The organism is Bradyrhizobium sp. B120, assembly GCF_049075665.1.
GTDB lineage: Bacteria > Pseudomonadota > Alphaproteobacteria > Rhizobiales > Xanthobacteraceae > Bradyrhizobium.
Genome location: NZ_CP185242.1, coordinates 4,649,655 through 4,674,610 on the forward strand (window position 1 = coordinate 4,649,655; position 24,956 = coordinate 4,674,610).

A 24,956-nucleotide genomic window follows, 5' to 3' on the forward strand; every position below is an offset into this window, starting at 1 on the left:
TGAATAGCCAGCAGGAACTGAGCCACCGCTGCCGAATTAGCCTAGGTCAATTTGCGTCCCACGCAGATCACAACCGGGCTTGTACATTCGATGACACGCTCGGCTGTTCTGGTCGTCGAAGACGATCTTCTGATCCGCATGCAGGCCGCCGACATGGTCGAGGCCGCCGGGTTCCGTTCCATTGAAGCCAGGAACGCCGATGACGCGATAGCCATCCTTGAAGCGCGTGACGACATCCGGGTGATTTTCACCGATATCCAGATGCCCGGCTCGATCGACGGCTTGAGGCTTGTGCATGTCGTTCGCCATCGTTGGCCGCCGATTGCGATCATTGCCACGTCAGCCACCGACGTAACCCTCGATGACCTCCCGGCCGGCGGTCATTTCATTTCCAAGCCGTACAGCCTCGCCGACGTCGGAATGCACCTCCGGCAGGTCACGGCTGACCAATAGTGGGATTGCGCACCGGCGTCACCTGGACGCCGCGGTTCGGCATGTGATCAATGCGCGAGAGATCAGGATGCGCGGCCCTTCATGACTCGGCTCCGTTGTCGAACATGTTGCGAAAGCCTCGCGGCAGCCGCGCCTCGCCTCCAGGCTTATTGCAATGAGGACATGGCGATCCGGCCCCACAACACGTGCAGGTGTCGGGACCTGTCCATGGCTGATCCTCGTGACTCTCACAGATCCAGCGCGCGTCATCACAAAGGATGCAATGACCGATCATGACAGCGCGGCGGACGTCCGGAACAATCGCCAGCCCAAATAGCTAAAGGTGCCCGACCATTGATGCACCAATCTGGCGCAATGAACGCAGTGAAACTTTCCACTGCGATCACTGCGATCCTGTGAGGCCTCATATGTGGCACCACAGCTCTCGCAGGAAAAATACACCGAAATAGGAGGCAAAGAAATATGAGGCAAACTGATCATTTGGCTACGCTGCTCCCTGAGTGGGGCGAAAGCGCAACCGGCGTTCTCATCACCGATAGAAGCCACGAGCCGGGCGGCGATGCGCAAAGCATACGCCGATCCGGCTGGCAGCGATAGGGCCACGATTGTTGAAGTCGCTTTGCGGCGACATTCGATGTCACGGTATCCGCACCTGGCATTTCAAACACTGAAAGCAACAGATATCCGGATCAATGCACGCGAAGCCGGCCGGCACATGGTCAGCGCGCGTACCGCTATCGCCTCTCACATAGGCATAGCCATCCACCTGAGACAGAATAGCTACGTCGATGCTCCCGCAGCGTGGGCACTCCAGGTCTACGGTCCAACTATCGCGCGCGACCATGGGTCAATATTGCCTCGTTGGAGCGACGTTGATCAGGTTGAGCTTTGCCATGATCACGTTAATGGTGGGGCTGATTGTTACCACTGACGAGATATTGCAGCTCCGGCGCGCTAACCACGCCAGACGACCACAGCGACCAGGCAGAGCAGAAGAAATAGCGGCACGATGACCGGCGGCACAATTCAGTCGGACATGCGACGTCCGGACAACGCGCACGCTCCTTCATCACCACGGCGGGAGCGTTCGTTACCCTCGGTCACCGCTAGAGGCCGCGTTGGAAGCACGGTGATAAGGCACGGTACGCGCATCCTGTTTGAATAGCGAGCACTAAGGCGACTGAGCGACACAATGCCTTGAAGCTTGTGTGTCCATGACCTGAGGGATCGCTAGGGCTCGACGTCCGGGCGCAGATCGGCATCGGCCGGTCGCCGCTGCTTCAGGAATCTCGCGCAGATGAAGCCAAGCACGACCATCACGGCGGCAGCGGAAACCAGCGTCGCGGTCTTTCCGGCGTGCTGCAGGCCGAAGCCATAGGCGATCGGGCCGACGGTCTGCCCCATGAAGAAGAAGAACGAGTGCAGCGACAGCGCGGTGGCACGCGCCTCGACCGACAGCTCGCTGGCGAACACCTGCAGGCAGCCATGGATCATGTAGAAGCCGAGGCCCATCACCAGGAGGCCCGCCATCTGCAGCTTCCAGTGCGGCCCGAAGGCGACGCCGACCAGCTGGATGCCGACCAGCGTTGCGCCGACGACCATCATGCCCCTCACGCCGATCAACGGCAGCAGGCGCGCCACTGTCAGCGTGTAGAGCAATCCGCCGATCGCAAAGCCCGCGATCACAATGCCCGCGATCGAAAGCGAGGTCTCGCCGAGCTCGAACAGGAACGAAGCGATGAAGGGAAACAGCCCGAGCACGCAGCAGCCTTCGATGAAGACCGCCGAATAGCAGATCCGCGCGTTCGGATTGGTGAAGATGGTGCGATAGCCGTGGCGAAGCGCCTTCAGGCTGGTGCGCGGCGGACGGTTCAGCGCAGCGCCGCGGAAGCCAGCCGCAACCGCCACTGCGACGATGATCACGAGGCCGCCAAGCACCGCGAGCACGCCGCGCCAGCCGAGGAAATCGCCGATCAGACCGGAGGCCGTGGCGCCGAGCAAATTGCCGGTCATCGAGCCCGCGAGCGTTCGCCCGATCGCAAGCTGCCGCTTGTCGGGACCCACGAGATCGCTGGTCAGCGACAGCGCCACCGGAAACACGCCGCCCGAGCCGATGCCGGCGAGGATGCGGGTCACGAACAGCATCGGAAACGAGGTCGAGAGCGCGCCGAGGATGTTGGCGACGCCGAGCAGCCCGAGGCAGATCGTCATCAGCCGCGCCTTGCCGAACAAATCGGCGGCGGCGCCGATCGCCGGCTGGACCGCGGCAAAGGTGAAGGCGAACACCGCAGCGAAGCTCGCCGCGGTCGCGATGCTGACGCCGAAATCCTCCGCGACATGCGGCAGCACCGGATCGAGCGCGCGCACCGACAGGCTCGCCGCGAAAGTCGCCAGCGTGATGACGTTGAGGGCCGGCGGCATGCCGCTCGTTGCGGTCATGTCGTTGTCCGCCGGTTAGGCTGCCGTCTTGGCTAGCGCGTCGAACTGCATCAGCCGCTTGACGAGGGATTCGAAATCGCGGAGCGGCACCATGTTGGGGCCATCCGACGGCGCGTGATCGGGATCGGGATGGGTCTCGATGAAGACGCCGGCGACGCCGACCGCGACCGCGGCGCGCGCCAGCACCGGCACGAATTCGCGTTCGCCGCCCGAGGACGTGCCCTTGCCGCCCGGCTGCTGCACCGAATGGGTGGCGTCGAAGATCACAGGCGCGCCGGTGGTGCGCGCCAGGATCGGCAGCGCGCGCATGTCTGACACGAGCGTGTTGTAGCCGAACGACGCACCGCGCTCGGTGACCAGCACATTGGCATTGCCGGCGCCGGTGATCTTGCTGACCACATTGGTCATGTCCCATGGCGCCAGGAACTGGCCCTTCTTGACGTTGACGACCTTGCCGGTCGCAGCCGCAGCCAGCAGGAGATCGGTCTGCCGGCACAGGAAGGCCGGGATCTGCAACACATCGACCGCCTGCGCCGCCTCAGCGCACTGGTCGGGTTCATGCACGTCGGTCAGCACGGGCAGCCCGAGCGAAGAACGGATCTCGGCGAAGATCGGCAGCGCCTGCTTCATCCCGATGCCGCGCGCGGCCGACGCGCTGGTGCGGTTCGCCTTGTCGAACGAGGTCTTGTACACCAGGCCGATCTTCAGCCGGGCTGCGATCTCCTTCAGCGCCGAGGCCACTTCAAGCGCATGCGCGCGGCTCTCGAGCTGGCAGGGACCGGCGATGATCGAGATTGGCAAGGCGTTGCCGAATTTCGCCGATCCGACGGCAACGATCGGCGCGGCGGCGGCCGCGGAAACCTGATTGGTCAAAATGCTGCATCCTTGTTGCCGGCGACCATGCAATCCCGCGCCGGAGGGATCAAGCCATCCTGCACGATGAGGGGGTTGCGCTGACGCCGTGGGTGCGCCGTGCTATCACAATCCTGCCCCAACCGCCCCTATAGACTGGTGCGGAACAGATTCCCAATGAGGAACGAAATGCGCATTTCGCTGATGATTGGAGCTGTGGCCGCCCTGTCGGCGATGTCGGGCCTGGCCTACGGCCAGACCAGCAGCCAGCCCGGCGTCGTCACCGGCGGCGCCGCCGGCGTCACCGTCAATGGCAAGCCGGCCGCGCGCAGCGGCGACACCACCAGCAATGGCGGCCCACTCGTCGAGGGCGTACCCAACGTCCTGATCAACGGCAAGCCGGCCGTGGTGATGGGCGATCGCACGCATTGCGGCGGCAAGACGACCTCAGGCAGCCACGGCGTCTTCATCAACGGCAAGCCGATGGTCCGCGAGGGCGATCAGACGTCGGGCTGCCCGCAATAGCGCGCATCTTGCCGCCCCGCGCGGCAGATCTGTGAGCATCGTCCGCAGTGCCCGATCAAGAGCTCCGGCTTGCGGTGGCCTGGACGATCTCATTTGAACACTCGCCGCCCCGGCAGTTCTTGAAGAATTCGATCATCCATCGCGCCGCGGGTCCCGGCGGCTCGGCAACCCGGTAGGCCGCGAACATCGGCAGCGGCAGTCCTCCGGGCGGCGCCTCCTCGATTGCAAGCTCGACCAGCCGCCCCGCGGCGATGTCGTTTGCCACGGTGTGATGGGGCATGCCTCCCCATCCGAGGCCGTTGAGGAGAAACGCGTGCTTGGCAAAGAGATCCGCCAGGCGCCACGTCGAAGCGGACATCACGCCGATCTCGCGGCCCTGCGAAAGCGTCGAACGATCCGTCAGGACGAGCTGCACATGTCGCGCCAGCTCCTCTTTCGGAATGGCGCCCCGATAGGACGCAAGCGGGTGGTTCGAAGCAGCGACGAACATGAACTTGATGCTGGCCACGCGCTCCTTGACCAGGCCAGTCGGAAGCGACGGCAGCGAACCCACGATCCCGACGCTCACGCGTCCGTCGATCACCGGTTGCACCGCGCCTCCCAGCGCTTCGACATAGAGCCGCAGCGGCGTCGCCGGAAACTGGACGCGAAACTGCCGGGCAAATGCGGCGACGGCCTCGATCGGCAGAAATACGTCCACGACCGCCGTCAGCTCGGCCTCGAGCCCGCCGGCGATGCCCTTCGCGCGCGCCTTCATGGCGTCGACGTCGGTCATGACCGTCCGCGCGTCCGCCAGCAGGATGACGCCTTCCGTTGTCAGCTTCGGATAGCGGCCCGCGCGGTCGAACAAGACGACGCCGAGATGGGCCTCCAGGTTCAGGATGGCCTCGCTGACCGCCGATTGGGTTCGCTGCACGCGGCGCGCTGCGGCCGAGAAGCTGCCCTCATCGGCAGCGGCCACGAACATCCGCAGCTGGTCGAACGATACGCTCTCTAGCATCGCGGCCTCATATCGGCTGATCCGATGGATAGTATCAGCATATAGTGGCTACCGCCGATATAGCCAAATCCTACTTCTGCCCTTGAAGGGCGACCTCCTCCTTGCGGCGAGGCGTCTGGAGCAAAGATAGGGAACCCACAAAATGGCACTCGGCACACAAAGATTTCTGCCCGTCCGTGTCGGACGCAACACCCTGGCCAACCGGTTGGTCATGTCACCGATGACCCGAAGCCGCGCGGGGCTCGATGGCACGCCCGGAGACCTCGCGGCCGAATATTACGCCCAGCGCGCCAGCGTCGGCCTCATCGTCACCGAAGGCACGCAGCCCTCGGATGACGGCCAGGGCTATCTCGCCACGCCGGGCATCTACACGGCCGCACACATCGCCGGCTGGAACAAGGTGACGACGGCCGTGCACGACAAGGGCGGCCACATCTTCATCCAGCTGATGCATGCGGGACGCATGTCGCACCCCGACAATACGCCGCATCATCGTCAGGGCGTTGCCCCGTCCGCCATCGCCCCGGGGGCGCCGATGTTCACGGCGACGGGGATGAAGGACATTCCGGTGCCGCGCGCGCTGTCGATCGAGGAGATCCGCCGGACAGTCGCCGATTTCCGTCATGCGGCGCGCGCCGCCATCGAGGCCGGTGCTGATGGCGTCGAGATCCACGGCGCGAATGGTTATCTCATCCAGCAGTTCCTCGCGCCAAGCGCCAACACGCGCACCGACCAATATGGCGGCTCGATCGAGAACCGCGCGCGCTTTGCGATTGAAGTCGCCACCGCAATTGCCGCGGAGATCGGTGCGGACAGGACGGCGATCCGTTTGTCGCCTGGCACAAAGCTCGGTGGCATCGACGAGGGCGCGGACGGCCCTGCCCTGTACCGTTATCTGGTCACCGAACTCGACAAGCTTGGCCTTGCCTACCTTCACGTGCTTCACAACGGCGACGACCGCCTGATCGCCGACCTGCGCGCGCTGTGGCAGCGGACCCTGATCCTGAACCGTCCCGGTCATCCCACCGAGCAGATCGGCGCTGATCTCGCATCGGGCCTGGCTGATCTTGAAGCCTATGGACGGCTGGTCCTCGCCAACCCGGATTTCGTCGCGCGGCTGAAGACCGGCGCGCCGATGAACGACGCCGATCACACCACATTCTTCGGCGGCACGGCGCGCGGCTACACCGATTATCCGGTGCATGCGGCGGCTGCGATGGCTTGATGGTCGATCCCTTAGAAAATGCCCAAGGAAAAGGAAACCTCCAGCAGACCGCCGGAGGTTTTCCTCAATTGCGCGCGCCCTCGTTCGGCAGCGTCACTTGACCGCCGAGAACGACGTCGGCACCAACAGCTGGTTGACGATGTTGAGGACGATCTGGCCGTCCTCCTCGGTCTTGGCGCGCGCGGTGATCCATTCCGGATCGGTCGTGAACGCGGTCCATTTCTTGTCGCGCTCGGCAAGCGATTCCCAGGCCAGCAGATAGGTCAGTTCCTGGTTGGATTCGCCGACCAGCGTCGTGAAGAAGCCGGCCTGCTTGATGCCGTGCTTGTCCCAGAGCTTCAGCGTGATGGTCTCGAAGCGCTTCAGCAGCGCCGGCAGCCGGCCCGGCAGGCAGCGATAGACACGGGTCTCATAGATCATTGGTGATCCTCTCAGATCTTGTTCGCGAAAGGGCGCAAGTTCTGACAACAAACCCGGGTCAAGTCAAAATCGCCAGTCAAATTGACGTGGTTCAGCCCCTCGCCGCCAGCAAGGCCCGTCCGCACGCGCCGCACACCTTCACATCAACTTCACCTCACCGACAAACTTGGCCGCTTGCGATAATTGCCGACCCGTCCGCCATCATCTATACAACCCCTAAGTGAAAGAGGTGGCGAATGTATCTCATGAGATCGTTGCGCGCTGGCTTGTTGCTGGTGGCTGCACTCGGATGTCTTTTGGGATGTCATGACGCCGCGGCCCAACAGGCGACCGATAACGGGCTCAAGGAAGTCCAGCTCGGCAAGGATGCGTTTACCCTGGGCGATCCGGTGCCGGCCTGGGTCGAGCAACTGCCGATCCCGGAGGTCCCCAAGACCGCATCATTGCCGGTAGTCATCCGTCTTGCTGACAGTCAATACCGGCTTGGAAAAACTTCCGAGCTCTACTTCCGGCGCGCCATGCAGATCAACGATGCCGCAGCGCTGACAGCGGCCGGACGCCTTTCGATCGCATTCGCCCCCGAATATGAGCATGTCCAGCTTCACACGATCCGCATCTTTCGCGGGCAGGAACAGTTCGATCGGACGCTGACGTCCAACATCCGCTTCCTGCAGCGCGAGCAGGATCTCGAGCGCGGCGTCTATAGCGGCCGGGTGACCGCCTCCATCCTGATCGACGATTTGCGCGTCGGCGACACGCTCGAGATCGCCTATACGAGCTCCGGTCAAAATCCGGTGTTCGGCGGCAAGGCCTTCGGCGCGGCGCCGTGGGACCAGAACGCACCAACCTTGCGGCGGCGGGTCGTTCTGAACTATCCGGCCGACCGATCGATCGCCTGGCGCGTGGTCGGCGACCGGCCGCTGCCTCCTCTCATTCCAGCCGAGTCCGTGCGCAACGGATTTCGGCGCGTCAGCTTCGACCAGCAGCCATTGCCGGGATTTCCCGGAGAGACGATGGCTCCGCCCGACTTCTTCGGGCTTCGCTTCGTGCAATTCACCGAGTTTGCGAGCTGGAGCGATGTCGCCGGCTGGGCAAGCAACCTGTTCGAGGCGAGCGCGCCAAAGGACGGCGAGTTTCAGGACGTCGTGAAGCGGATCAAGGCGCTGCCGTCCGAGCCAGTCCGCGCCATGGCCGCGCTCGAGTTCGTGCAATCCCAGATCCGGTATTTCTCGGTCGCGCTCGGCGAAAGCTCGCACCGGCCAACCCAACCCGACGAGGTGCTGCGCCGCCGCTACGGCGACTGCAAGGACAAGTCGCTGTTGCTGGTCACCTTGCTCCGCGAGCTCGGCATCAAGAGCCGACCCGTGCTGCTGCAGGCCGGACGCCATGGCGGACTGGAAAAAATGCTGCCCAGCCCGCAATTCTTCGATCATGCCATCGTCGAGGCCACGGTCGGCGGCAAGCCCTACTTCCTCGACCCGACTCGGCTGGGACAGCATGGCGAGCTCGACCGGGCGGGCCAGGCGCATAGCGGGGTCCAGGTCCTCGTCGCGGCGCGCGAGACCGATGCCGTCTCGCGCGTTCCCGGCGACACCGGCGATATCGTCGGCAATGAAATCACCGAACGCGCAACGCTGGCCAAGTTCGGCGAAGAAGGCCAGCTCGACGTCCGGCGCGTCTGGCGCGGGCTTGGCGCCGAGCAACTCCGTGTCGTGCTTGAACGGGCATCGCGCGAGCAGACCTCCAGGTTCGTCCGGGATGCCCTGGAACGCCGCTATCCCGGCGCGACGCTGGTCGGCGAGCCGGTGGTGCAGAACGACACCGTGAAGAACGAGCTCTCGATCTCGGCGCACTACAGGATTCCGAAGCTCGCCACGGAGGTGGAAGCGAGCTGGGTCGTCAGCTACGCGCTGGACAATATGCAGAATGTCCTGATCGCCTCGCAGTCGGCAAACCGCACCACACCGCTGCGGATTCCAGGCTTCCCGTTCCATGGCAAATACAGTTTCGAGATGAGCTTTCCCGAGCAGGTCAGCGCCAGCATCGACCCACGCGAGCACACCATCTCCAACAAGTACTTCAACGCCACGGTCACCGAATATTTTCGCGGCAGCAACGCCAGGAAGACCGTCGAGCTGAAGACGCTGCAGCCGTCGGTCGAGCCGGCGGATTACCCCGGCTATGCCGAGGACCTCCGTTCGCTCAACAAGGCGATCGGCGGCGCCTTTGCGGTCAACAAGGCGATGCTCAACAACAATGCCGCCAAGGCAGATATCGCGCACCGTCTGCACGAGCAGCACGAAGAGATCATCAAGAAGACCACCGAGAGCATCGATGGCGGCAAGCTCACCGGCAGCGATCTGGCCAACAGCTATTGCCTGCGCGGCCACGCCAAAGCCGACCTCGACCGCGTTGACGAGGCCCTGCAGGACGCCAACACGGCCGTGCGCCTCGCGCCGACCGCCGCGAACATCCTGACGTGCCGCGCCAGCGTCTATTTCCAGTCGGGACAGTTCGACAAGAGCGTGACCGACTACTCCAACGCGATCGCCTTGGGCGGCGGCGCCGACGGCCTCGCGTTCCGCTGGCGCGGCGTGTCGCGGATCTATGCCGGCCGGATGCAGGAGGCCATCGAGGACTTCGCCAAGGCGAGCGAACTCGGCGACCGCGAGGCCCGGCTCTACAGCGACATGTGGCTGGTTGCGACCTACGGCCGCCTCGGCAAGCCGGTCCCCGCCGACATAGTCAAGCGCGCCGCGACTGAGGTTCAGGGTGAATGGCCGCGTGCCGGCCTCGCCATGCTGGCGGGCCTGATATCGCCGGACGACGTGCTCAAATCGCTTGAGAAAAAGGCCGGCGACGAGCGCCAGATGGCGCTGGCGGAAGCCTATTTCTATATCGGCCTGCGCAACCTCGCGCTCGGCGACACCGCGCAGGCGCAGGCGTTCTTCCAGAAGACGCGCGATATCGGCGTGATCGAATATGTCGAGAACGACTGCGCGGCGTTCGAGCTCGATCGCTTGAAGAAGCTGGGCGCGACGACGTCAGCCAAGCCCGGTGCGGTCGCCCACTGATCTCGGGACCAAAGAGCGTCCCAGGGCCGCACCATACCCCGATACTGCGCGATGCGGGCGCGGCACCCGCAATGTTGCTGCAATGTTGCTGCCCCTAGAACCAGCGCTTGAAACCCGGATTTGGCGACATGCGGATATTGCTGGTTGAAGACGAGGCCGAAATGGCGGCGGCGCTGTCACAGGCGCTGAAGGGCTACGACATGGTCGTCGATCATGTGCCGACGCTTGCCGAGGCCGAGGAAGCGATTTCCGCCGACGTGCATGGCGCCGTCCTGCTCGACCGCCAGCTTCCCGACGGCGACGGGCTCACGCTGATCCCGAAGCTGCGCGCCAAGGCCGACGGCGTGCCGATCATCGTGCTGACGGCACGCGGCGATCTCGCCGACCGCATCACCGGCCTCGACAGCGGCGCCGACGACTATCTCGCCAAGCCGTTCGCCGTCGAGGAGCTGTTGGCGCGGCTGCGCGCCGTGCTCCGCCGTCCCGCCGGCGTACAGTTCGAGATCATCAAGGCCGGCCGGATGGCGTTCGATTGCAGCCATCGCGAGGCCAGCGTCAATGGCCGCCCGTTCGAGCTGCCGCGGCGCGAGCTTCTGGTGCTGGAGACGCTGCTGCGCCGGATGGGCCGCACCGTGCTGCGCGGGACGCTCGAGGAAGCCGTTTACAATTTCGAGGACGAGATTCAGTCGAACGCGCTCGATGCTCACGTCTCGCGGCTGCGGCGCAAGCTCGCCGACTCCGATGCCGGCGTCGAAATCCACAGCATCCGGGGCGTGGGCTACCTGCTGAAGCAGTCGTCATGAGCCACCCCGCCGATCACTACTGCCTGCGCTCGCAACTGAGCTGGCGGCTGGTGACGCTCCAGGCGCTGCTGCTTGCTATGCTGATCGTCTGCTTGATCAGTGCGTTGTGCGCCACCGGTTTCCTGATCGTTCCGCGCGACGAAGATCACGTCATCTCCATCGTGCAGAACGCGATTGCGCGCGATGCGCAGGGCAATCTGGTGTTGCGCTCGACCGCCGACCTCGAGCAGCTTCGCGAGAACACGCCGGACCTCTGGTTCCTGGTGCGCGACCGGCAAGGCCATTCGCTGTCGGAAGGCGCGGTGCCGCCCGAATTCACGAGAATCGGCGATGCACTCGACCAGATCAGCCAGGCGAGGCTCGGCTGGCAGATGTTCGAGGATGATCCGCGCAAGCCGCCGGCGCGACTGAAGCGCGTCAATTCCGACGCTGGCCCGGTGCAGGTGCTCACAGCCACGCAAGGGCCGACGTCGAGCGTCAAGACAGCCCTCGCCACGACTCTGGCATTCCTTGCCATTGCCCTGCCCGGCCTGTTGCTGATGGCGTGCGCCACCTTCATCGCGACGCCGATGGTGGTAAAGCGCGCGTTCGCCGGCCTCGACACCGCGGCCGACCAGGCGCGCCGGATCGATTTCCGCCAGCGCGGCAGCCGGCTCTCGGCCGATCATTTGCCGCTTGAAGTCGCCCCGCTGGTGAGCGCCGTCAACGACGCGCTGAAGCGGCTCGACGACGGCTATTCGCGCCACCAGCGCTTCGTCGCGGATGCCGCGCATGAATTGCGCACGCCGATCGCGATTCTCAACACACGACTGGAGTCGCTGCCCCCGGGGCCAGAGAAAACCCGCCTGCTCGAGGATGCAGCACGGCTTGCGACGCTCGCCGAGCAGTTGCTCGACATCCAGCGCTTCGACCAGTGCCGCAATCCGTTCGGCCGCGTCGATCTCGTCGCGATCGCGCGCAGCGTCGCCGCCGACCTCGCGCCGCTGGCGATCGCGGCCGGTTACGAATTGTCGCTCGATACCGCGACCGATCGGGTCGAGACGCTGGGCGACCGCGCTGCGCTCGAGCGTGCGCTGACCAATCTCGTGCAGAACGCCATCCAGCATGGCGGCCGCCGCGGCACCATCACCATCCATGTCGGCAGCACCGCGACGATCGACGTCACCGATGAAGGCAACGGCATTCCGAAGGATGAGCGCACGCGGATCTTCGATCCGTTCTATCGGCTTGCGCCGCTCGATCGCGGCGCCGGCCTCGGACTCAACATGGTGCGCGAGATCGCAAGACTGCATGACGGTCACGTCTCCGTGCTCGATGGCCCGAAGGGTGGCGCGAGCTTCCGTCTCACTTTACCGCCGGCACCGTTCGCATCGTGACGATTCAATCGCAACGGGCTCCCGCAACATCGCGCAATGTTGTCGCAATGCAGACCCCGCAAAGAAGAGATCGCGCCGCGCAATCGAGTCGAGGCGCTGCGACACTTTGCTGGGAATCCCAATGGCACATGATCTCCTGTCTTTCTTCACGGCGTGGATGGCGGCCCCCGGCCGCGTCGGCGCCATCGCGCCCTCGGGCACCGCGCTCGCCGAACTGATCACACGCGACATCAGCGCCAAGACCGGTCCGGTGCTGGAGCTCGGTCCTGGAACGGGCGCCTTCACCTATCAGCTGCTGAAGCGCGGCGTGCGCCAGCAGGATCTCACGCTGATCGAATACGGTTCGGATTTCATGCGGCTGCTGCAGCTCCGCTTTCCCGGCGCGCGCGTGCTGTGGATGGACGCCGCGCGGCTGGCTTCGGAACGGCTGTACGAGGGCGCGCCGGTCGGCGCCGTGGTCAGCGGATTGCCGCTGCTCAACATGTCGCCGCGCAAGGTGATCTCGATCGTCAGCGGCGCCTTCAGCTACATGCGTCCCAATGGCGCGTTCTATCAATTCACCTACGGCATGCGCTGCCCGGTACCGCGGCCGATCCTCGACCGGCTCGGCCTGCGCGCCACGCTGGTCGATCGCGCGCTGCTTAACGTGCCACCCGCCGCGGTCTACCGGCTGACGCGGCGCCCGCAGTACAAGCTCATCACGCGCGACGTCGCACCCGCGGCCGATGCAGGCGTCTCACCGGTCAAGAAGGAACGCCGGGCCAACGAGGACTGCGCCGTCTGACGGCGCAGCCGATGGCCGCTTACATCAGCCGGCTCTGCTTCGCTGCCGCCTCGATGAACGACGCAAACAGCGGATGCGGCTCGAACGGCCGCGACTTCAGCTCGGGGTGGAACTGGACGCCGATGAACCAGGGATGGTCCTCGTACTCGACGATCTCCGGCAGCACGCCGTCGGGCGACATGCCGGAGAAACGCAGACCGTGCTGCTCGAGGCGGTCCTTGTAGGCGGTGTTGACCTCGTAGCGATGGCGATGACGCTCTGAGATCTCGGTCGCGCCGCCATAGACCTGCGAGACGCGGCTGCCGCGGTTCAGCGCCGCGGGGTAGGCGCCGAGCCGCATGGTGCCGCCGAGGTCGCCGCTCTGCGAGCGTTTCTCGAGCTCGTTGCCGCGCAGCCATTCGGTCATCAGGCCGACCAGCGGCTCCTTGGTCGGACCGAACTCGGTCGAGTTGGCCTCCTCGATACCGACCAGATTGCGCGCAGCCTCAATCACGGCCATCTGCATGCCGAAGCAGATGCCGAAATACGGCACGTCACGCTCGCGTGCGAACTGCGCCGCGCGGATCTTGCCCTCGGCGCCGCGCTGGCCGAAGCCACCGGGCACCAGGATGCCGTTGACGTGCTCGAGGAACGGCGCCGGGTCCTCGTTCTCGAACACCTCGCTCTCGATCCAGTCGAGATTGACCTTCACCTTGTTGGCGATGCCGCCATGCGAGAGCGCCTCGATCAGCGATTTGTAGGCGTCCTTCATGCCGGTGTACTTGCCGACGATCGCGATCGTCACCGCGCCTTCCGGATTGCGGACGCGCTCGTTGATCACGTTCCAGCTCTGCAGCGCCGGCGGAATCTTCGCCGTGATGCCGAACGCGGCCAGCACCTCGTCGTCGAGGCCGGCGGCGTGATAGGCCTCCGGCACGGCGTAGATGTTGTCGACGTCGCGCGCCTCGATCACGGCGCTCTCGCGCACGTTACAGAACAGGCCGAGCTTGCGCCGCTCTTCCTTGGGGATTTCGCGGTCGGTGCGGCACAGCAGGATGTCCGGCTGGATGCCGATCGAGCGCAGCTCCTTGACCGAATGCTGTGTCGGCTTTGTCTTGAGTTCGCCGGCACTTGGAATGTACGGCAAAAGCGTCAGGTGAATGTAGACGGCGTGCTCGCGCGGCAGCTCGTTCTTTAGCTGGCGGATCGCCTCGAAGAATGGCAGGCCCTCGATGTCGCCGACCGTGCCGCCGATCTCGACCAGCACGAAATCGTACTCGTCGTTGCCCGACAGCACGAATTCCTTGATCGCGTTGGTGACGTGCGGGACCACCTGGATGGTGGCGCCGAGATAGTCGCCGCGGCGCTCCTTGGTGATGATGTCCTGGTAGATTCGCCCGGTCGTGATGTTGTCGGCCTTGGTGGCCGGACGACCGGTGAACCGTTCGTAATGGCCGAGATCGAGATCGGTCTCGGCGCCGTCGTCGGTCACGAACACTTCGCCGTGCTGATACGGCGACATCGTTCCGGGATCGAGGTTGAGATAGGGATCGAGCTTGCGAAGGCGGACTTTGTAGCCCCTAGCCTGCAGCAAAGCGCCGAGCGCCGCTGAAGCCAGACCCTTGCCGAGCGAGGAGACCACGCCGCCGGTGATGAATATGTACCGCGCCATGGGACTTTACCTTTAAGCCGCTTCCTGCGATTCGCAAAACGAATCGGCTGTTCCCGGCAAACAAATCACCGGGCTGTGGGTTAAGTTAAACTGAGAGCGATTTCAGAGCATTAATGGGGGTTTTGGATGCAGGATGCCAGCGCTGCATCCTGCATGGCGCCCCTGCTTTATTGCGACCGTGGCGCCTGCGGGCCGCTCGGGGCCTGCTGACCCTGCTGCTCGTCGGTCTTCTTCAGCGAATCGAGGATGCCGCCGGAGGTCGGAGGCGTCAGCGGCGCGCCGCCTGCCGGCTGGGTCTGCGCCGGTGCGCCGGTGCCGATGATCGAGCTCGGCTTGCGGTCATAGCCCGCGTACCAGGACAGGAACAGGCTGGTGAGGAAGAAGCCGGCCGCGAGGATCGCGGTGGTCCGCGACAGCAGATTCGCAGTGCCGCGGCTCGACATGAAGCCGGCGCCGCCGCCCATGCCGAGGCCGCCGCCTTCGGATTTCTGCAACAAAACAGCGCCGATCATGACGGCGACGATCATGAGATGGATAATGATAACGACAGTCTGCATCGCAAGCCTTCCGTCACAAGCCGCCAAGCGGCCAGACAAACGGCGCTATCGGCTTTGCGGTTTTTCGTGAAGTCGCGCCCTGTTACACGATTGGACCGGGCATTGTCACCCCCGAGATAGTCGCAATGGCTGACATCTCAAGCGGTGCCGATGGCATCAGCCTGAGGCTTGATCGGAACCGACTTTTTCTATTATAATAGACGTATGGATACTTTGGTAGACGATCTGAGCCAGCGCCTGGCGCAGCGGATCCGGCTCGAGCGCGACGGCCGGGGCTGGTCGCTGGCCGAGCTTGCCGAACGCTCCGGCGTCTCGAAGGCGACGATCAGCAAGATCGAGCGCGCCGAGGTCAGCCCGACCGCGGTCGTGCTGGTGCGGCTCGCCTCAGCCTTCGACCTCACCCTGGCCGGCCTGATGTTGCGCGCCGAAGGCCAGGGCGAGCGGCTGTCGCGCGCCGCCACGCAGCCGATCTGGAGCGATCCGGAAACCGGCTATCTGCGCCGCCAGGTGTTCAGCCGCCCCGATCATCCGGTCGAGCTGGTGCGGGTGGACATGCCGGCGAAGCAATCCGTGACCCTGCCCGCCTCATCCTACGCCCATATCCGCCAACTGGTCTGGGTGCTGAGCGGCAGCCTCGTCATCACCGAGGGCGGCGCGCGCTACGTACTCGCGAGCGGCGATTGCCTCGGCTTCGGCCCGCCCGCCGAGACCACCTTCGCCAACGAAACCAACGCCGGCTGCACCTACGTGGTCGCCCTGGCCCGGAGCTGATGCATGTCGAAGTTCGCCATCAAGCCGCTCGAGGATGCGCCGGATCTGCGCACCGCGCTCGGCGCGCTGCTGGTCGAGACCGTTGCGAGCGGCGGCTCGGTGAGCTTCATGCATCCACTGCCGTTAAATGACGCGAAGGCATTCTGGCAGGACTCGCTTGGCGCCGCGGCGCGCGGCGAGCGAGTCGTGCTCGGCGCGTTCGATGGCAATGACCTGATCGGCACCGTGACGCTGCTGCTCAAGCTGCCGCCGAACCAGCCGCATCGCGCGGAGATCGCCAAGATGATGACGCGCCTGAGCCACCGCAACCGCGGCGTGGCGACCGCATTGCTGCGCGCCGCCGAGCAGCTGGCGATCGCGCACGGGCGGACGCTGCTGGTGCTCGACACCGCCGTCGACGACGGCGCCGCGCCGCTTTACGAGAAGCAGGGCTTTCAGCTCAGCGGCATCATCCCCGATTACGCGCTGAAGCCGCATGGCGGCCTCACCGGGACGATGATCTACTGGAAGCGGATCGGGACGGCTGCGGCCGCGTAACTCCGCCTCTCATGACAGCCTGCGGTCTATCCCCGTCATTGCGAGGAGCGACAGCGACGAAGCAATCCATCGATCCGCATATGCGGTGGAATGGATTGCTTCGCCTCGCTCGCAATGACGCGGTTTGAGCCGAGGCGAGCCTAACAGCCCGCGGCGATCGCCAAGAAGTCCGACGCCTTCAGGCTGGCGCCGCCGACCAGCGCGCCGTTGACGTTGGCGACGGCCATCAGCTCGGCGGCGTTCGACGGCTTCACCGAGCCGCCATAGAGGATCCTGATCCGGTTTCCCTCGCTCTTGAAGCGATCGGTGAGCTGACCTCGGATAAACCTGTGAACTTCCTCGACATCTTTGGCGGTCGGGGTCAGGCCGGTGCCGATCGCCCAGACCGGCTCATAGGCCACCACCAGATTGGCCGCAGTCGGGCCGTCGGGCAGCGAGCCCGCAAGCTGGGTGCCGCAGACGTCGAGCGTCTTGCCGGCGTCGCGCTGCTCGCGTGTCTCGCCGATGCAGACGATCGCGGTCAGCCCGGCGCGCCAGACGGCCTCCGCCTTCTGCCGAATCAGAGCGTCGGTCTCGCCGTGGTCGGCGCGCCGCTCGGAATGGCCGACGATGATCGCGACCGCCCCGAGATCCCTAAACATTTCCGCGGAGAGGTCGCCGGTGTGGGCCCCCGACGCCTTCGGATGGCAATCCTGGGCGCCGACGGCGACCTTCGAGCCGCGCGCCTTGTCGGCAAAGGCCCCGACCAAGGTCGCCGGCGGACAGACCAGGAGATCGGCCTTCCCGGCGACATCGCCGGCGCCGGCCAGCATCGCGTCGAACTCGGCGAAAGAGGATTTCAGGCCGTTCATTTTCCAGTTGCCGGCGATCAGCGGCCGGATGGCGTCGGTCATGTCGGATTTCCCATCATTCAAGCGTGCCCCTGCGCTATCAGAGCCGGGCGGCGACTTCCAGAGCGCGGCTTCGCGCCTGCCGTGCGACGCTTCCGCCCGCGCGCCCGAGGTTGCGGGGGGACACGAGCCACTTTATAAGCGTTTTCAATTCGGTGACGCCCCGCTGCCGGACAAAAAGTCCCGACTTTTGGTCCCACTTGGGTACGATCCGGTTCCCCTCCTGTAAAACAAGTTGGACCCATGCTTCGAGGAATGCGGAAAGCCTCATCAAATTGGCTCGGCAAGACGATTATGGCCGTGGTGATGGGCGTTTTGATCGTCAGTTTCGGAATTTGGGGCATTGCCGACATCTTCAAGGGGTTTGGCCAGTCGACCTTCGCCAAGGTGGGCGGGACCGAGATTTCGGCCGAGCAGTTCCGCCAGATCTATACCGACCGCCTGCAGCAGCTTGGCCGCCAGTTCGGCCGTCCGCTGACCCCGGACCAGGCGCGCGCTTTCGGGATTGACCGCCAAGTGCTGCAGCAGACGCTCGCGGAAGCCGCGCTGGACGAGGAAGCGCGCCGCATGGGCCTCAACCAGTCCGACGCCGAGGTGCTGCGCACGATCTACAACGATCCGAACTTCAAGGGCCTCAACGGCCAGTTCGATCCGCAGCGCTTCCAGTCCGTGATCCGCAACTTCGGCTACACCGAGGGCCGCTACATCGCCGAGCAGCGCCGCGTCGGCCTGCGGCGGCAGATCGCCGGCACCATCTCGTCCGGGATCGAGCCGACCAAATCGATGGTCGAGGCGCTGACGCGTTTCCAGAACGAGCAGCGCTCGATCGACTTCGTCACGCTCGGCACCGCGCAGGCCGGCACCATCGATCCGCCCTCGCCCGAGGCGCTCGCCGCCTATTTCGAGGACCACAAGGTTCAGTTCCGCGCGCCCGAGTACCGCAAGATCGCCTTCGTCGCGATCACGCCGGAAGAAATCGGCAAGTGGGAAACCGTGTCCGACGAAGATGCCAAGAAAATCTTCGAGGAGCGCAAGGACCGGCTCAGCACGCCGGAGAAGCGCGAGGTCTCGCAGATCGTGTTTCCGGACGCCGGCGAGGCGCAGGCCGCGCGCGCCCGCATCACCTCGGGCGCCTCGTTCGACGACATCGCCAAGGAGCGCAAGCTCAATCCCGCCGACGTCAATCTCGGCCTGGTCGCGAAGTCTGCGATCCTCGATCCGGCCGTCGGCGACGCCGCCTTCTCGCTGCCCGCGGGTGAAGTCAGCCAGCCGGTCCAGGGCCGCTTCGGCGTGGCGCTGGTCAAGGTCGGCAAGATCGAGCCCGGCGTGACCCCGAACTATGAGAGCCTTGCTCAGCAGGTGAAGAACGAGATCGCGACCGAGCGCGCCCGCGCCAAGGTCGCCGAACTCCGCGACAAGATGGAAGACGAGCGCGGCGGCGGCTCCAGCGTGATCGACGCGGCGCAGAAGCTGAAATTGACCGCCGTCACCATCGACGCGATCGATCGCTCGGGACGTCTGCCGAACGGCCAGGTCGCGTCGAACATCCCGCGCGGCCTCGACGTGGTGTCGCAGGCCTTCAACAGCGATGTCGGCGTCGACAACGACCCGATCCAGTTCAACAACGGCTATGTCTGGTACGACGTAACAGGCATCACGCCGTCGCGCGAGCGCACCCTCGACGAGGTCCGCGACCAGGTCGAGGCCAAGTGGCGCGAGGACCAGATCTCCGCCAAGCTGCGCGCCAAGGCGACCGAGATGGTCCAGAAGCTCGACAGCGGCGCCAAGCTCGCCGACGAAGCTACCGCGGCCGGTGTCAAGGTCGAGACCGCTGCGAACTTCCGCCGCGAGGCCACGCTGCCCAACGTGCCGGCCGGCGTGATCGCGGCCGCATTCCGCACTGCCAAGGACGGCGACGGACAGACCTCCGCGGCCGGCGGCAGCCAGTGGGTGGTGTTCCGCGTCACCGACGTGACGGTGCCACCGGTCGACTTCGCCTCCAACGAGGTCAAGCAGCTCACCGAGGCGCTGCGGCGCTCGCTCAGCGACGAGCAGGTCGCGCAATATGTCGCGAAGATCGAGACCGACATCGGTGTGACCGTCAACCAGGCAGCCTTCGCACAGGTGACAGGCGCAAATAATTGAGCATGATCGGGACAGCGCGGCGACGCGCTGCCCGGCGACCACGCTCCAACAACAGACCCTGAGCCAGCGAATGGACGACCTGAAATCGATCATCGGAAAAGTCGCCACCGGCGCCACGCTGACGCGTGAAGAAGCGGCGTCTGCTTTCGACAGCATGATGTCGGGCGAAGCCACGCCCTCGCAGATGGGCGGGCTGTTGATGGCGCTGCGGGTGCGCGGCGAGACCGTCGAGGAGATCACCGGCGCGGCGACCGCGATGCGCCGCAAGATGCTGCCGGTCACTGCACCAGCGGAGGCCGTCGACATCGTCGGCACCGGCGGCGACGGCTCCGGCTCGGTCAACGTCTCGACCTGCGCGGCCTTCATCGTGGCCGGCGCCGGCGTGCCCGTTGCCAAGCATGGCAACCGCGCACTGTCGTCGCGCTCGGGCGCCGCCGATGTGCTGGCCGCGCTCGGCGTCAAACTCGACCTGACGCCGGCGCAAGTCGGGCGCTGTGTCAAGGAAGCCGGCATCGGCTTCATGTTCGCGCCTTCGCATCATCCGGCTATGAAGAATGTCGGCCCGACCCGGGTCGAGCTCGCCACCCGCACCATCTTCAACCTGCTCGGGCCGCTGTCGAACCCGGCCGGCGTCAAGCGGCAGATGGTCGGCGTGTTCTCGCGGCAATGGGTGCAGCCGCTGGCGCAGGTGTTGAAGAACCTCGGCTCCGACAAGGTCTGGGTCGTGCACGGCTCCGACGGCCTCGACGAGATCACCCTCACCGGCCCGACCTTCGTTGCAACGCTCGAGAACGGCGAGATCAGGACATCGGAGGTGACGCCGGAAGATGCGGGCCTCGGCCGCGTCGGCGGCGAGGCGCTGAAGGGCGGCGACGCCGACGCCAATGCGATCGCGCTGTCGAGCGTGCTCCAGGGCAAGCCGAGCGCCTATCGTGACGTCGCCCTGCTCAACGCGGCCGCCGCGCTGATCGTGGCCGGCCGTGCCAAGGATTTGAAGGAAGGCGTGGCGATCGGCGCCCAGTCGCTCGACAGCGGCGCAGCCGCGGCGCGGCTGAAGCACCTGGTCGCGGTTTCCAACGGCTGAGAGCGCGAGACATGTCCGACATCCTGACCAAGATCGAGGCTTACAAGCGCGAGGAGATCGCCGCCGCGAAGCGCGCGCGTCCGCTCGCCGAGGTCGAGGCGCACGCGAAAGCGGCCTCAGCTCCACGCGGCTTCGTCGGCGCCCTCAAGGACAAGCATGCACGCGGCGACTACGCGCTGATCGCGGAAGTGAAGAAGGCCTCGCCCTCGAAGGGGCTGATCCGCGCCGATTTCGATCCGCCGGTGCTCGCGAAAGCCTATGAGGCAGGCGGCGCGGCGTGCCTGTCGGTGCTGACGGACGCGCCCTCGTTCCAGGGCCATCTCGACTTCATGGTCGCCGCCCGCGCCGCGACCAATCTGCCGGTGCTGCGCAAGGATTTCATGTTCGACACCTATCAAGTGGCGGAAGCGCGCGCCCATGGCGCCGACTGCATCCTGATCATCATGGCCGCGCTCGACGACACGGCGGCCAGGGAGATCGAGGACGCCGCGCTCGGCTTTGGCATGGACGTGCTGATCGAGATCCACGACCGCGCCGAGCTCGACCGTGCCCTGAAACTTCGCTCGCCGATGATCGGCGTCAACAACCGCAATCTGCGCACCTTCGAGACCACGCTTGCGACCAGCGAGGCGCTGGCGCCGCTGATCCCCGGCGACCGCCTGATGGTCGGCGAGAGCGGCATCTTCACGCCTGAGGATCTCGCCCGCCTCGAGCGCGTCGGAATGTCGACCTTCCTGGTCGGCGAGAGCCTGATGCGCCAAGAGGACGTCACCGCGGCCACCCGCGCCTTGCTGACGCGGCAGGCGGCACCGCGCGCCACCGGCACGCGCTGACGCGATGGCGCGGAAGACCAAAGCCGGATCGAAGGGACCCGTCGCCGCCCTCACCCATATCGACGCCAAGGGCGAGGCGCGCATGGTCGACGTCTCGGCCAAGCCCGCGACCGAACGGACCGCGGTTGCCGAAGGCCGCGTCCTGATGAGCAAGGCAACGCTGGCGCTGATCGAGTCCGGCCAGGCCAAGAAAGGCGACGTGCTGGCGACCGCGCGGATCGCCGGCATCATGGCGGCGAAGCGGACCTCGGAATTGATCCCGCTCTGCCATCCGCTGGCGCTGACCAAGGTCACGATCGATATCGCAACCGACGAGAAGCTACCCGGCTGCATCGTCCGCGCCAGCGTCAAGGTGACGGGGCCGACCGGCGTCGAGATGGAGGCGCTGACGGCGGTTTCGGTCGCCTGCCTGACGATCTACGACATGGTCAAGGCGGTCGACCGCGGCATTCGGATCGAAGGCATTCACCTGGTCGAGAAGATCGGCGGCAAGTCCGGGCACTATCGCGCAGCCGAGTGATCGCGGCCGATGCGCAGGGATGGCCTTTCGCAAAGGCGCGCAACCATTCGTTAACCAATCTCGCTAACCGGCGCTCCATTTCGTTTGGATACGACTTTCGCGGGCCGGAGGTGCGCGAAAGCTACTTCCGGGTGAAACGCCTGGAAGCGATAGCGTCAGATGAAGCAAAACGGCAGCGCCTCGTTCAACGTCACCTCGGTGGTCGGCAGTGGTCCGATCCGCTGGCTGATCCTTGGCGGCGCCGTGCTGATGGCCGCGATCGCGATCGGCGCCACCCTGATGGCCGAGAATTTCCGAGAGCGCGCCCTGCACAACAGCGAGCGCGAACTCGAGAACACCGTGCTGCTGCTGGCACGGCATTTCGACCAGCAACTCGACGATCTCGAGGTGGTGCAACGCGACCTGATCGCGTTCATGCGCGACAACGGGATCGCGACCCCGGAGAACTACAAGCGCCGGATGTCCGCCGCCGACATCCATGCGATGCTCAAGTCCAAGATGGACGCGCTGTCCAATGTCGGCAGCCTCAACGTGTTCGACGCCGACGGCGTACTGATCAACAGCTCGGGCGCCTGGCCGCTGCCGCAGGCCTCGATCGCCGATCGCGACTACTTCAATATCTTCAAATCCAGCCCCTACTCGCCCGACATGATGGTCGCGCCGGTGGTCAGCCGCGTCAGCGGAAACTGGACCACCGCGATCGTCCGCAAGGTCACCGGTCCGCATGGCGAGTTCCTCGGCGTGGTCGGGCGCGGCATCGAGCCGGCGACCTTCGAGAAATTCTTCTCGACCGTTGCGCTCGGCGAAGGCGCCGCGATCTCGATGCACCATCGCGACGGCACGCTGCTGGCGCGCTATCCCCATGTCGAGGAGATGATCGGGAAGAATTTTCGGAGCGGCCCGGCCAAGCAGCAGCAGGTGTTCGAACGGCCCGAGAGCACTGCGCGATTGACCAGCCCGGTCGACGGCAAGGACCGCCTGGTGTCGTCGCGGGCGCTCACCAAATTCCCGATCATCGTCGTCGCCACGACCACCACGGAAGCGGCGCTCGCCAACTGGCGCGAGCAGATCGGCATGCTGATCGCGGTGACCGCAGCGTCCGTGCTGGCGATCGCGATCCTGCTGACGTTCGTGGTGCGCAAGCTGTTGCAGCAGCACCGAACCCAGCAGCAGCGCCTGACGCTGGAGAAGCTCCGGCTCGACACCGCCGTCAACAACATGACGCAGGGGCTGTTGCTGTTCGATGCCGCGCAACGCCTGGTGATCTGCAACAAGCGCTATATCGAGATGTACGGATTGTCCGCCGACGTCATCCGGCCCGGCTGCAGCTTCCGCGACGTCATCGTGCATCGCCACCTGACCGGCTCGTTCCAGGGCGACGTCGAGCGCTACGTCAACCTCGTGCTGCGCGACGTCGGCATCCGCAACACCATGGTGATCGCGACGCCGGACGGGCGCTCGATCCAGGTCGTCAACGAGCCGCTGGCCGATGGCGGCTGGCTTGCGACCCACGAGGACGTCACCGAGCGCCGCCGCGCCGAGGAGCGCATCACGCATCTTGCCCACTACGATGCGCTCACCGACCTGCCGAACCGCGCGCTGTTCCACGAGGAGATCAAGCGCGAGCTGCCGCATGTCGCCCCCGACAGCCAGCTCGCGGTGCTCTATATCGACATCGACGAATTCAAGGGCGTCAACGACTCGCTCGGCCACATGGTCGGCGATGAACTGCTCAAGTCCGTTGCACGGACGCTGAGCGGCGTGATCGGCGACGCTGATTTCGTCGCCCGGCTCGGCGGCGACGAATTCGCGATCGTGCAGACCGGCGTGAAAAGCGAGATCGAGGTCACCGACCTCGTCGCGCGCATCTACGAGGTCATCCGCTCGCCCTATCAATGCCTCGGCCATCAGGTCACGACCGACGCCAGCATCGGCATTGCGCTGGCGCCGAGGGACGGCACCGATCTCGACCAGATCTTGAAGAACGCCGACCTTGCGATGTATGCGGCGAAGTCGGCCGGCCGGCGCGTCTCGCGCTTCTTCGAACCGGCGATGGACGCCGATGCCCGCGCCCGCCGCGAGCTCGAGGTGGAGCTGCGGCAGACCATCGCCGCGGGCAGCGGGCTCGAAGTCTATTACCAGCCCTGCGTCGACCTGCGCAGCAACGAGATCACCGGCTGCGAGGCGCTGGTGCGCTGGCGCCATCCGGTGCGCGGCATGATCTCGCCGGCCGAGTTCGTGCCGATCGCGGAGGAAACCGGCCTGATCAACCAGCTCGGCGAATGGGTGCTGATGACGGCCTGCAAGGAAGCCGTGAACTGGCCCGATCACGTCAAGCTCGCGGTCAACGTCTCGCCGGTCCAGTTTCGGACCGGCACGCTGGCGCTCAAGGTGATCGCCGCGCTGGCGGCATCGGGCCTGTCGGCGGGCCGGCTCGAGCTCGAGATCACCGAGGCGGTGCTGATCCGCGACGACGAGACGGCGCTGGCCGCGCTGCACCAGCTCCGCGCCATCGGCATCAGGATCGCGCTCGACGATTTCGGCACCGGCTATTCGTCGCTGAGCTATTTGAAGCGCTTCCCGTTCGACAAGATCAAGATCGACCGCTGCTTCGTCACCGACATCGCCGATCCGCAAGGTTCGGCCGGCATCGTCGAGGCCGTCGTCAACATCGCCGCCGAGCGCAGCATGACCACGACGGCGGAAGGCGTCGAGACCGCGCAGCAGCAGCAATTGCTGCGCGAGCTCGGCTGTTCGGAAATGCAGGGCTATCTGTTCAGCCCGCCGAAGCCGGCCGCCCAGATCCGCGAGCTCTTGGCCGGGCATCGCCGTGGCCCCGCTGCGGGTCCGACCGCCGCGCGCCGGCGCAGGCCCGTCGCCGGCGCGGCGTAAGTTTCGGAAGGACGGGACTCTCGATCACGCGTCATGCCCGGGCGTGCCCCCGGGCATCCACGTCTTCGTTTCCGCAGAGGGAAAGTCGTGGACGCCGTCCTTCGGACGGCGATGCCCTGCCATGA

Annotated in this window: 21 protein-coding genes; 14 read left to right on the forward strand and 7 right to left on the reverse strand. The window is 65.4% G+C overall.

Annotated elements, in window-relative coordinates; genetic code table 11:
- The first annotated feature begins 90 nt into the window (after positions 1-90).
- Positions 91-453 carry a response regulator gene (locus tag ACOIX3_RS21255; RefSeq protein ID WP_420964148.1) on the forward strand — a complete coding sequence of 121 codons (363 nt, stop codon included), beginning with the start codon at positions 91-93 and terminating at the stop codon, positions 451-453.
- 1,230 nt (positions 454-1,683) lie between these two features.
- Here ACOIX3_RS21255 and ACOIX3_RS21260 read toward each other — a convergent pair.
- A complete protein-coding gene (locus tag ACOIX3_RS21260; protein WP_420964149.1) occupies positions 1,684-2,892 on the reverse strand; it encodes an MFS transporter in 1,209 nt (402 codons plus the stop codon).
- A 15-nt stretch (positions 2,893-2,907) separates the two neighbouring features.
- Complete coding sequence (gene kdsA / locus ACOIX3_RS21265) at positions 2,908-3,768, reverse strand: 3-deoxy-8-phosphooctulonate synthase (protein WP_420971769.1); 861 nt, start codon at positions 3,766-3,768, stop codon at positions 2,908-2,910.
- Between the two features lie 165 nt (positions 3,769-3,933).
- Here kdsA and ACOIX3_RS21270 point away from each other — a divergent pair, with 165 nt between their 5' ends.
- On the forward strand, positions 3,934-4,269 hold the full coding sequence (locus tag ACOIX3_RS21270) for a PAAR domain-containing protein (RefSeq protein ID WP_420964150.1): 336 nt from the start codon (positions 3,934-3,936) through the stop codon (positions 4,267-4,269).
- A gap of 55 nt (positions 4,270-4,324) precedes the next feature.
- Here ACOIX3_RS21270 and ACOIX3_RS21275 read toward each other — a convergent pair whose 3' ends face one another.
- Positions 4,325-5,269 (reverse strand): LysR family transcriptional regulator, encoded by a 945-nt coding sequence (locus tag ACOIX3_RS21275; RefSeq protein ID WP_420964151.1) that lies wholly within the window; start codon positions 5,267-5,269, stop codon positions 4,325-4,327.
- A gap of 142 nt (positions 5,270-5,411) precedes the next feature.
- On the opposite strand from ACOIX3_RS21275, the gene ACOIX3_RS21280 reads away from it, so the two are divergent.
- Positions 5,412-6,494: an alkene reductase gene (locus ACOIX3_RS21280; protein WP_420964152.1), complete on the forward strand. Its 1,083-nt coding sequence runs from the start codon at positions 5,412-5,414 to the stop codon at positions 6,492-6,494.
- A gap of 93 nt (positions 6,495-6,587) precedes the next feature.
- On the opposite strand, the gene ACOIX3_RS21285 is transcribed toward ACOIX3_RS21280, so the two are convergent.
- Positions 6,588-6,914 carry an NIPSNAP family protein gene (locus tag ACOIX3_RS21285; RefSeq protein WP_420964153.1) on the reverse strand — a complete coding sequence of 109 codons (327 nt, stop codon included), beginning with the start codon at positions 6,912-6,914 and terminating at the stop codon, positions 6,588-6,590.
- Between the two features lie 236 nt (positions 6,915-7,150).
- Between ACOIX3_RS21285 and ACOIX3_RS21290 the strand changes: the two genes are divergently transcribed.
- The 4 genes from ACOIX3_RS21290 to ACOIX3_RS21305 all read left to right on the forward strand — a co-directional run bounded on the left by ACOIX3_RS21290 (position 7,151) and on the right by ACOIX3_RS21305 (position 12,951).
- The gene (locus ACOIX3_RS21290) at positions 7,151-9,988 is read left to right on the forward strand and encodes a DUF3857 domain-containing protein (protein WP_420964154.1); all 2,838 of its coding nucleotides are present in this window, start codon (positions 7,151-7,153) and stop codon (positions 9,986-9,988) included.
- A 128-nt stretch (positions 9,989-10,116) separates the two neighbouring features.
- Positions 10,117-10,791, forward strand: coding sequence for a response regulator transcription factor (locus ACOIX3_RS21295; protein ID WP_420964155.1), 675 nt, complete (start codon positions 10,117-10,119; stop codon positions 10,789-10,791).
- Positions 10,788-12,167 carry a sensor histidine kinase gene (locus ACOIX3_RS21300; RefSeq protein WP_420964156.1) on the forward strand — a complete coding sequence of 460 codons (1,380 nt, stop codon included), beginning with the start codon at positions 10,788-10,790 and terminating at the stop codon, positions 12,165-12,167. The genes ACOIX3_RS21295 and ACOIX3_RS21300 overlap by 4 nt, the downstream gene beginning before the upstream one ends.
- 121 nt (positions 12,168-12,288) lie before the next feature.
- Positions 12,289-12,951: a class I SAM-dependent methyltransferase gene (locus tag ACOIX3_RS21305; protein ID WP_420964157.1), complete on the forward strand. Its 663-nt coding sequence runs from the start codon at positions 12,289-12,291 to the stop codon at positions 12,949-12,951.
- Between the two features lie 19 nt (positions 12,952-12,970).
- Here the strand turns inward: ACOIX3_RS21305 and ACOIX3_RS21310 are convergent, their stop codons facing one another.
- On the reverse strand, positions 12,971-14,602 hold the full coding sequence (locus ACOIX3_RS21310; protein WP_097676323.1) for a CTP synthase: 1,632 nt from the start codon (positions 14,600-14,602) through the stop codon (positions 12,971-12,973).
- Between the two features lie 167 nt (positions 14,603-14,769).
- Positions 14,770-15,159, reverse strand: coding sequence for a preprotein translocase subunit SecG (gene secG, locus ACOIX3_RS21315; protein WP_050419627.1), 390 nt, complete (start codon positions 15,157-15,159; stop codon positions 14,770-14,772).
- Between the two features lie 204 nt (positions 15,160-15,363).
- Between secG and ACOIX3_RS21320 the strand changes: the two genes are divergently transcribed.
- Positions 15,364-15,930 carry a helix-turn-helix domain-containing protein gene (locus tag ACOIX3_RS21320; protein WP_420964158.1) on the forward strand — a complete coding sequence of 189 codons (567 nt, stop codon included), beginning with the start codon at positions 15,364-15,366 and terminating at the stop codon, positions 15,928-15,930.
- A gap of 3 nt (positions 15,931-15,933) precedes the next feature.
- Entirely contained in the window at positions 15,934-16,467 is a 534-nt protein-coding gene (locus tag ACOIX3_RS21325) for a GNAT family N-acetyltransferase (protein WP_420964159.1), read from the forward strand.
- A gap of 140 nt (positions 16,468-16,607) precedes the next feature.
- On the opposite strand, the gene tpiA is transcribed toward ACOIX3_RS21325, so the two are convergent.
- Entirely contained in the window at positions 16,608-17,360 is a 753-nt protein-coding gene (tpiA, locus tag ACOIX3_RS21330; protein WP_420964160.1) for a triose-phosphate isomerase, read from the reverse strand.
- 240 nt (positions 17,361-17,600) lie between these two features.
- Between tpiA and ACOIX3_RS21335 the strand changes: the two genes are divergently transcribed.
- The 5 genes from ACOIX3_RS21335 to ACOIX3_RS21355 all read left to right on the forward strand — a co-directional run bounded on the left by ACOIX3_RS21335 (position 17,601) and on the right by ACOIX3_RS21355 (position 24,831).
- Positions 17,601-19,502, forward strand: coding sequence for a SurA N-terminal domain-containing protein (locus ACOIX3_RS21335; protein ID WP_420964161.1), 1,902 nt, complete (start codon positions 17,601-17,603; stop codon positions 19,500-19,502).
- Positions 19,503-19,572: 70 nt separating this feature from the next.
- On the forward strand, positions 19,573-20,586 hold the full coding sequence (gene trpD / locus ACOIX3_RS21340; protein ID WP_420964162.1) for an anthranilate phosphoribosyltransferase: 1,014 nt from the start codon (positions 19,573-19,575) through the stop codon (positions 20,584-20,586).
- 11 nt (positions 20,587-20,597) lie between these two features.
- On the forward strand, positions 20,598-21,419 hold the full coding sequence (gene trpC, locus ACOIX3_RS21345) for an indole-3-glycerol phosphate synthase TrpC (RefSeq protein ID WP_420964163.1): 822 nt from the start codon (positions 20,598-20,600) through the stop codon (positions 21,417-21,419).
- A 4-nt stretch (positions 21,420-21,423) separates the two neighbouring features.
- Entirely contained in the window at positions 21,424-21,939 is a 516-nt protein-coding gene (gene moaC, locus ACOIX3_RS21350) for a cyclic pyranopterin monophosphate synthase MoaC (RefSeq protein ID WP_420964164.1), read from the forward strand.
- A 159-nt stretch (positions 21,940-22,098) separates the two neighbouring features.
- Positions 22,099-24,831, forward strand: coding sequence for a bifunctional diguanylate cyclase/phosphodiesterase (locus tag ACOIX3_RS21355; protein ID WP_420964165.1), 2,733 nt, complete (start codon positions 22,099-22,101; stop codon positions 24,829-24,831).
- The last annotated feature ends 125 nt before the right edge of the window (positions 24,832-24,956 follow it).

Coding starts and splice junctions, on each gene's coding strand:
- ACOIX3_RS21295 (WP_420964155.1), top strand. CDS start 10,117: ATGCGGATATTGCTGGTTGAAGACGAGGCCGAAATGGCGGCGGCGCTG.
- ACOIX3_RS21300 (WP_420964156.1), top strand. CDS start 10,788: ATGAGCCACCCCGCCGATCACTACTGCCTGCGCTCGCAACTGAGCTGG.
- ACOIX3_RS21275 (WP_420964151.1), bottom strand. CDS start 5,269: ATGCTAGAGAGCGTATCGTTCGACCAGCTGCGGATGTTCGTGGCCGCT.
- ACOIX3_RS21335 (WP_420964161.1), top strand. CDS start 17,601: ATGCTTCGAGGAATGCGGAAAGCCTCATCAAATTGGCTCGGCAAGACG.
- ACOIX3_RS21325 (WP_420964159.1), top strand. CDS start 15,934: ATGTCGAAGTTCGCCATCAAGCCGCTCGAGGATGCGCCGGATCTGCGC.
- ACOIX3_RS21255 (WP_420964148.1), top strand. CDS start 91: ATGACACGCTCGGCTGTTCTGGTCGTCGAAGACGATCTTCTGATCCGC.
- tpiA (WP_420964160.1), bottom strand. CDS start 17,360: ATGACCGACGCCATCCGGCCGCTGATCGCCGGCAACTGGAAAATGAAC.
- ACOIX3_RS21320 (WP_420964158.1), top strand. CDS start 15,364: ATGGATACTTTGGTAGACGATCTGAGCCAGCGCCTGGCGCAGCGGATC.
- trpC (WP_420964163.1), top strand. CDS start 20,598: ATGTCCGACATCCTGACCAAGATCGAGGCTTACAAGCGCGAGGAGATC.
- trpD (WP_420964162.1), top strand. CDS start 19,573: ATGGACGACCTGAAATCGATCATCGGAAAAGTCGCCACCGGCGCCACG.
- ACOIX3_RS21310 (WP_097676323.1), bottom strand. CDS start 14,602: ATGGCGCGGTACATATTCATCACCGGCGGCGTGGTCTCCTCGCTCGGC.
- ACOIX3_RS21285 (WP_420964153.1), bottom strand. CDS start 6,914: ATGATCTATGAGACCCGTGTCTATCGCTGCCTGCCGGGCCGGCTGCCG.
- ACOIX3_RS21260 (WP_420964149.1), bottom strand. CDS start 2,892: ATGACCGCAACGAGCGGCATGCCGCCGGCCCTCAACGTCATCACGCTG.
- secG (WP_050419627.1), bottom strand. CDS start 15,159: ATGCAGACTGTCGTTATCATTATCCATCTCATGATCGTCGCCGTCATG.
- moaC (WP_420964164.1), top strand. CDS start 21,424: ATGGCGCGGAAGACCAAAGCCGGATCGAAGGGACCCGTCGCCGCCCTC.
- ACOIX3_RS21355 (WP_420964165.1), top strand. CDS start 22,099: ATGAAGCAAAACGGCAGCGCCTCGTTCAACGTCACCTCGGTGGTCGGC.
- ACOIX3_RS21290 (WP_420964154.1), top strand. CDS start 7,151: ATGTATCTCATGAGATCGTTGCGCGCTGGCTTGTTGCTGGTGGCTGCA.
- ACOIX3_RS21305 (WP_420964157.1), top strand. CDS start 12,289: ATGGCACATGATCTCCTGTCTTTCTTCACGGCGTGGATGGCGGCCCCC.
- ACOIX3_RS21270 (WP_420964150.1), top strand. CDS start 3,934: ATGCGCATTTCGCTGATGATTGGAGCTGTGGCCGCCCTGTCGGCGATG.
- ACOIX3_RS21280 (WP_420964152.1), top strand. CDS start 5,412: ATGGCACTCGGCACACAAAGATTTCTGCCCGTCCGTGTCGGACGCAAC.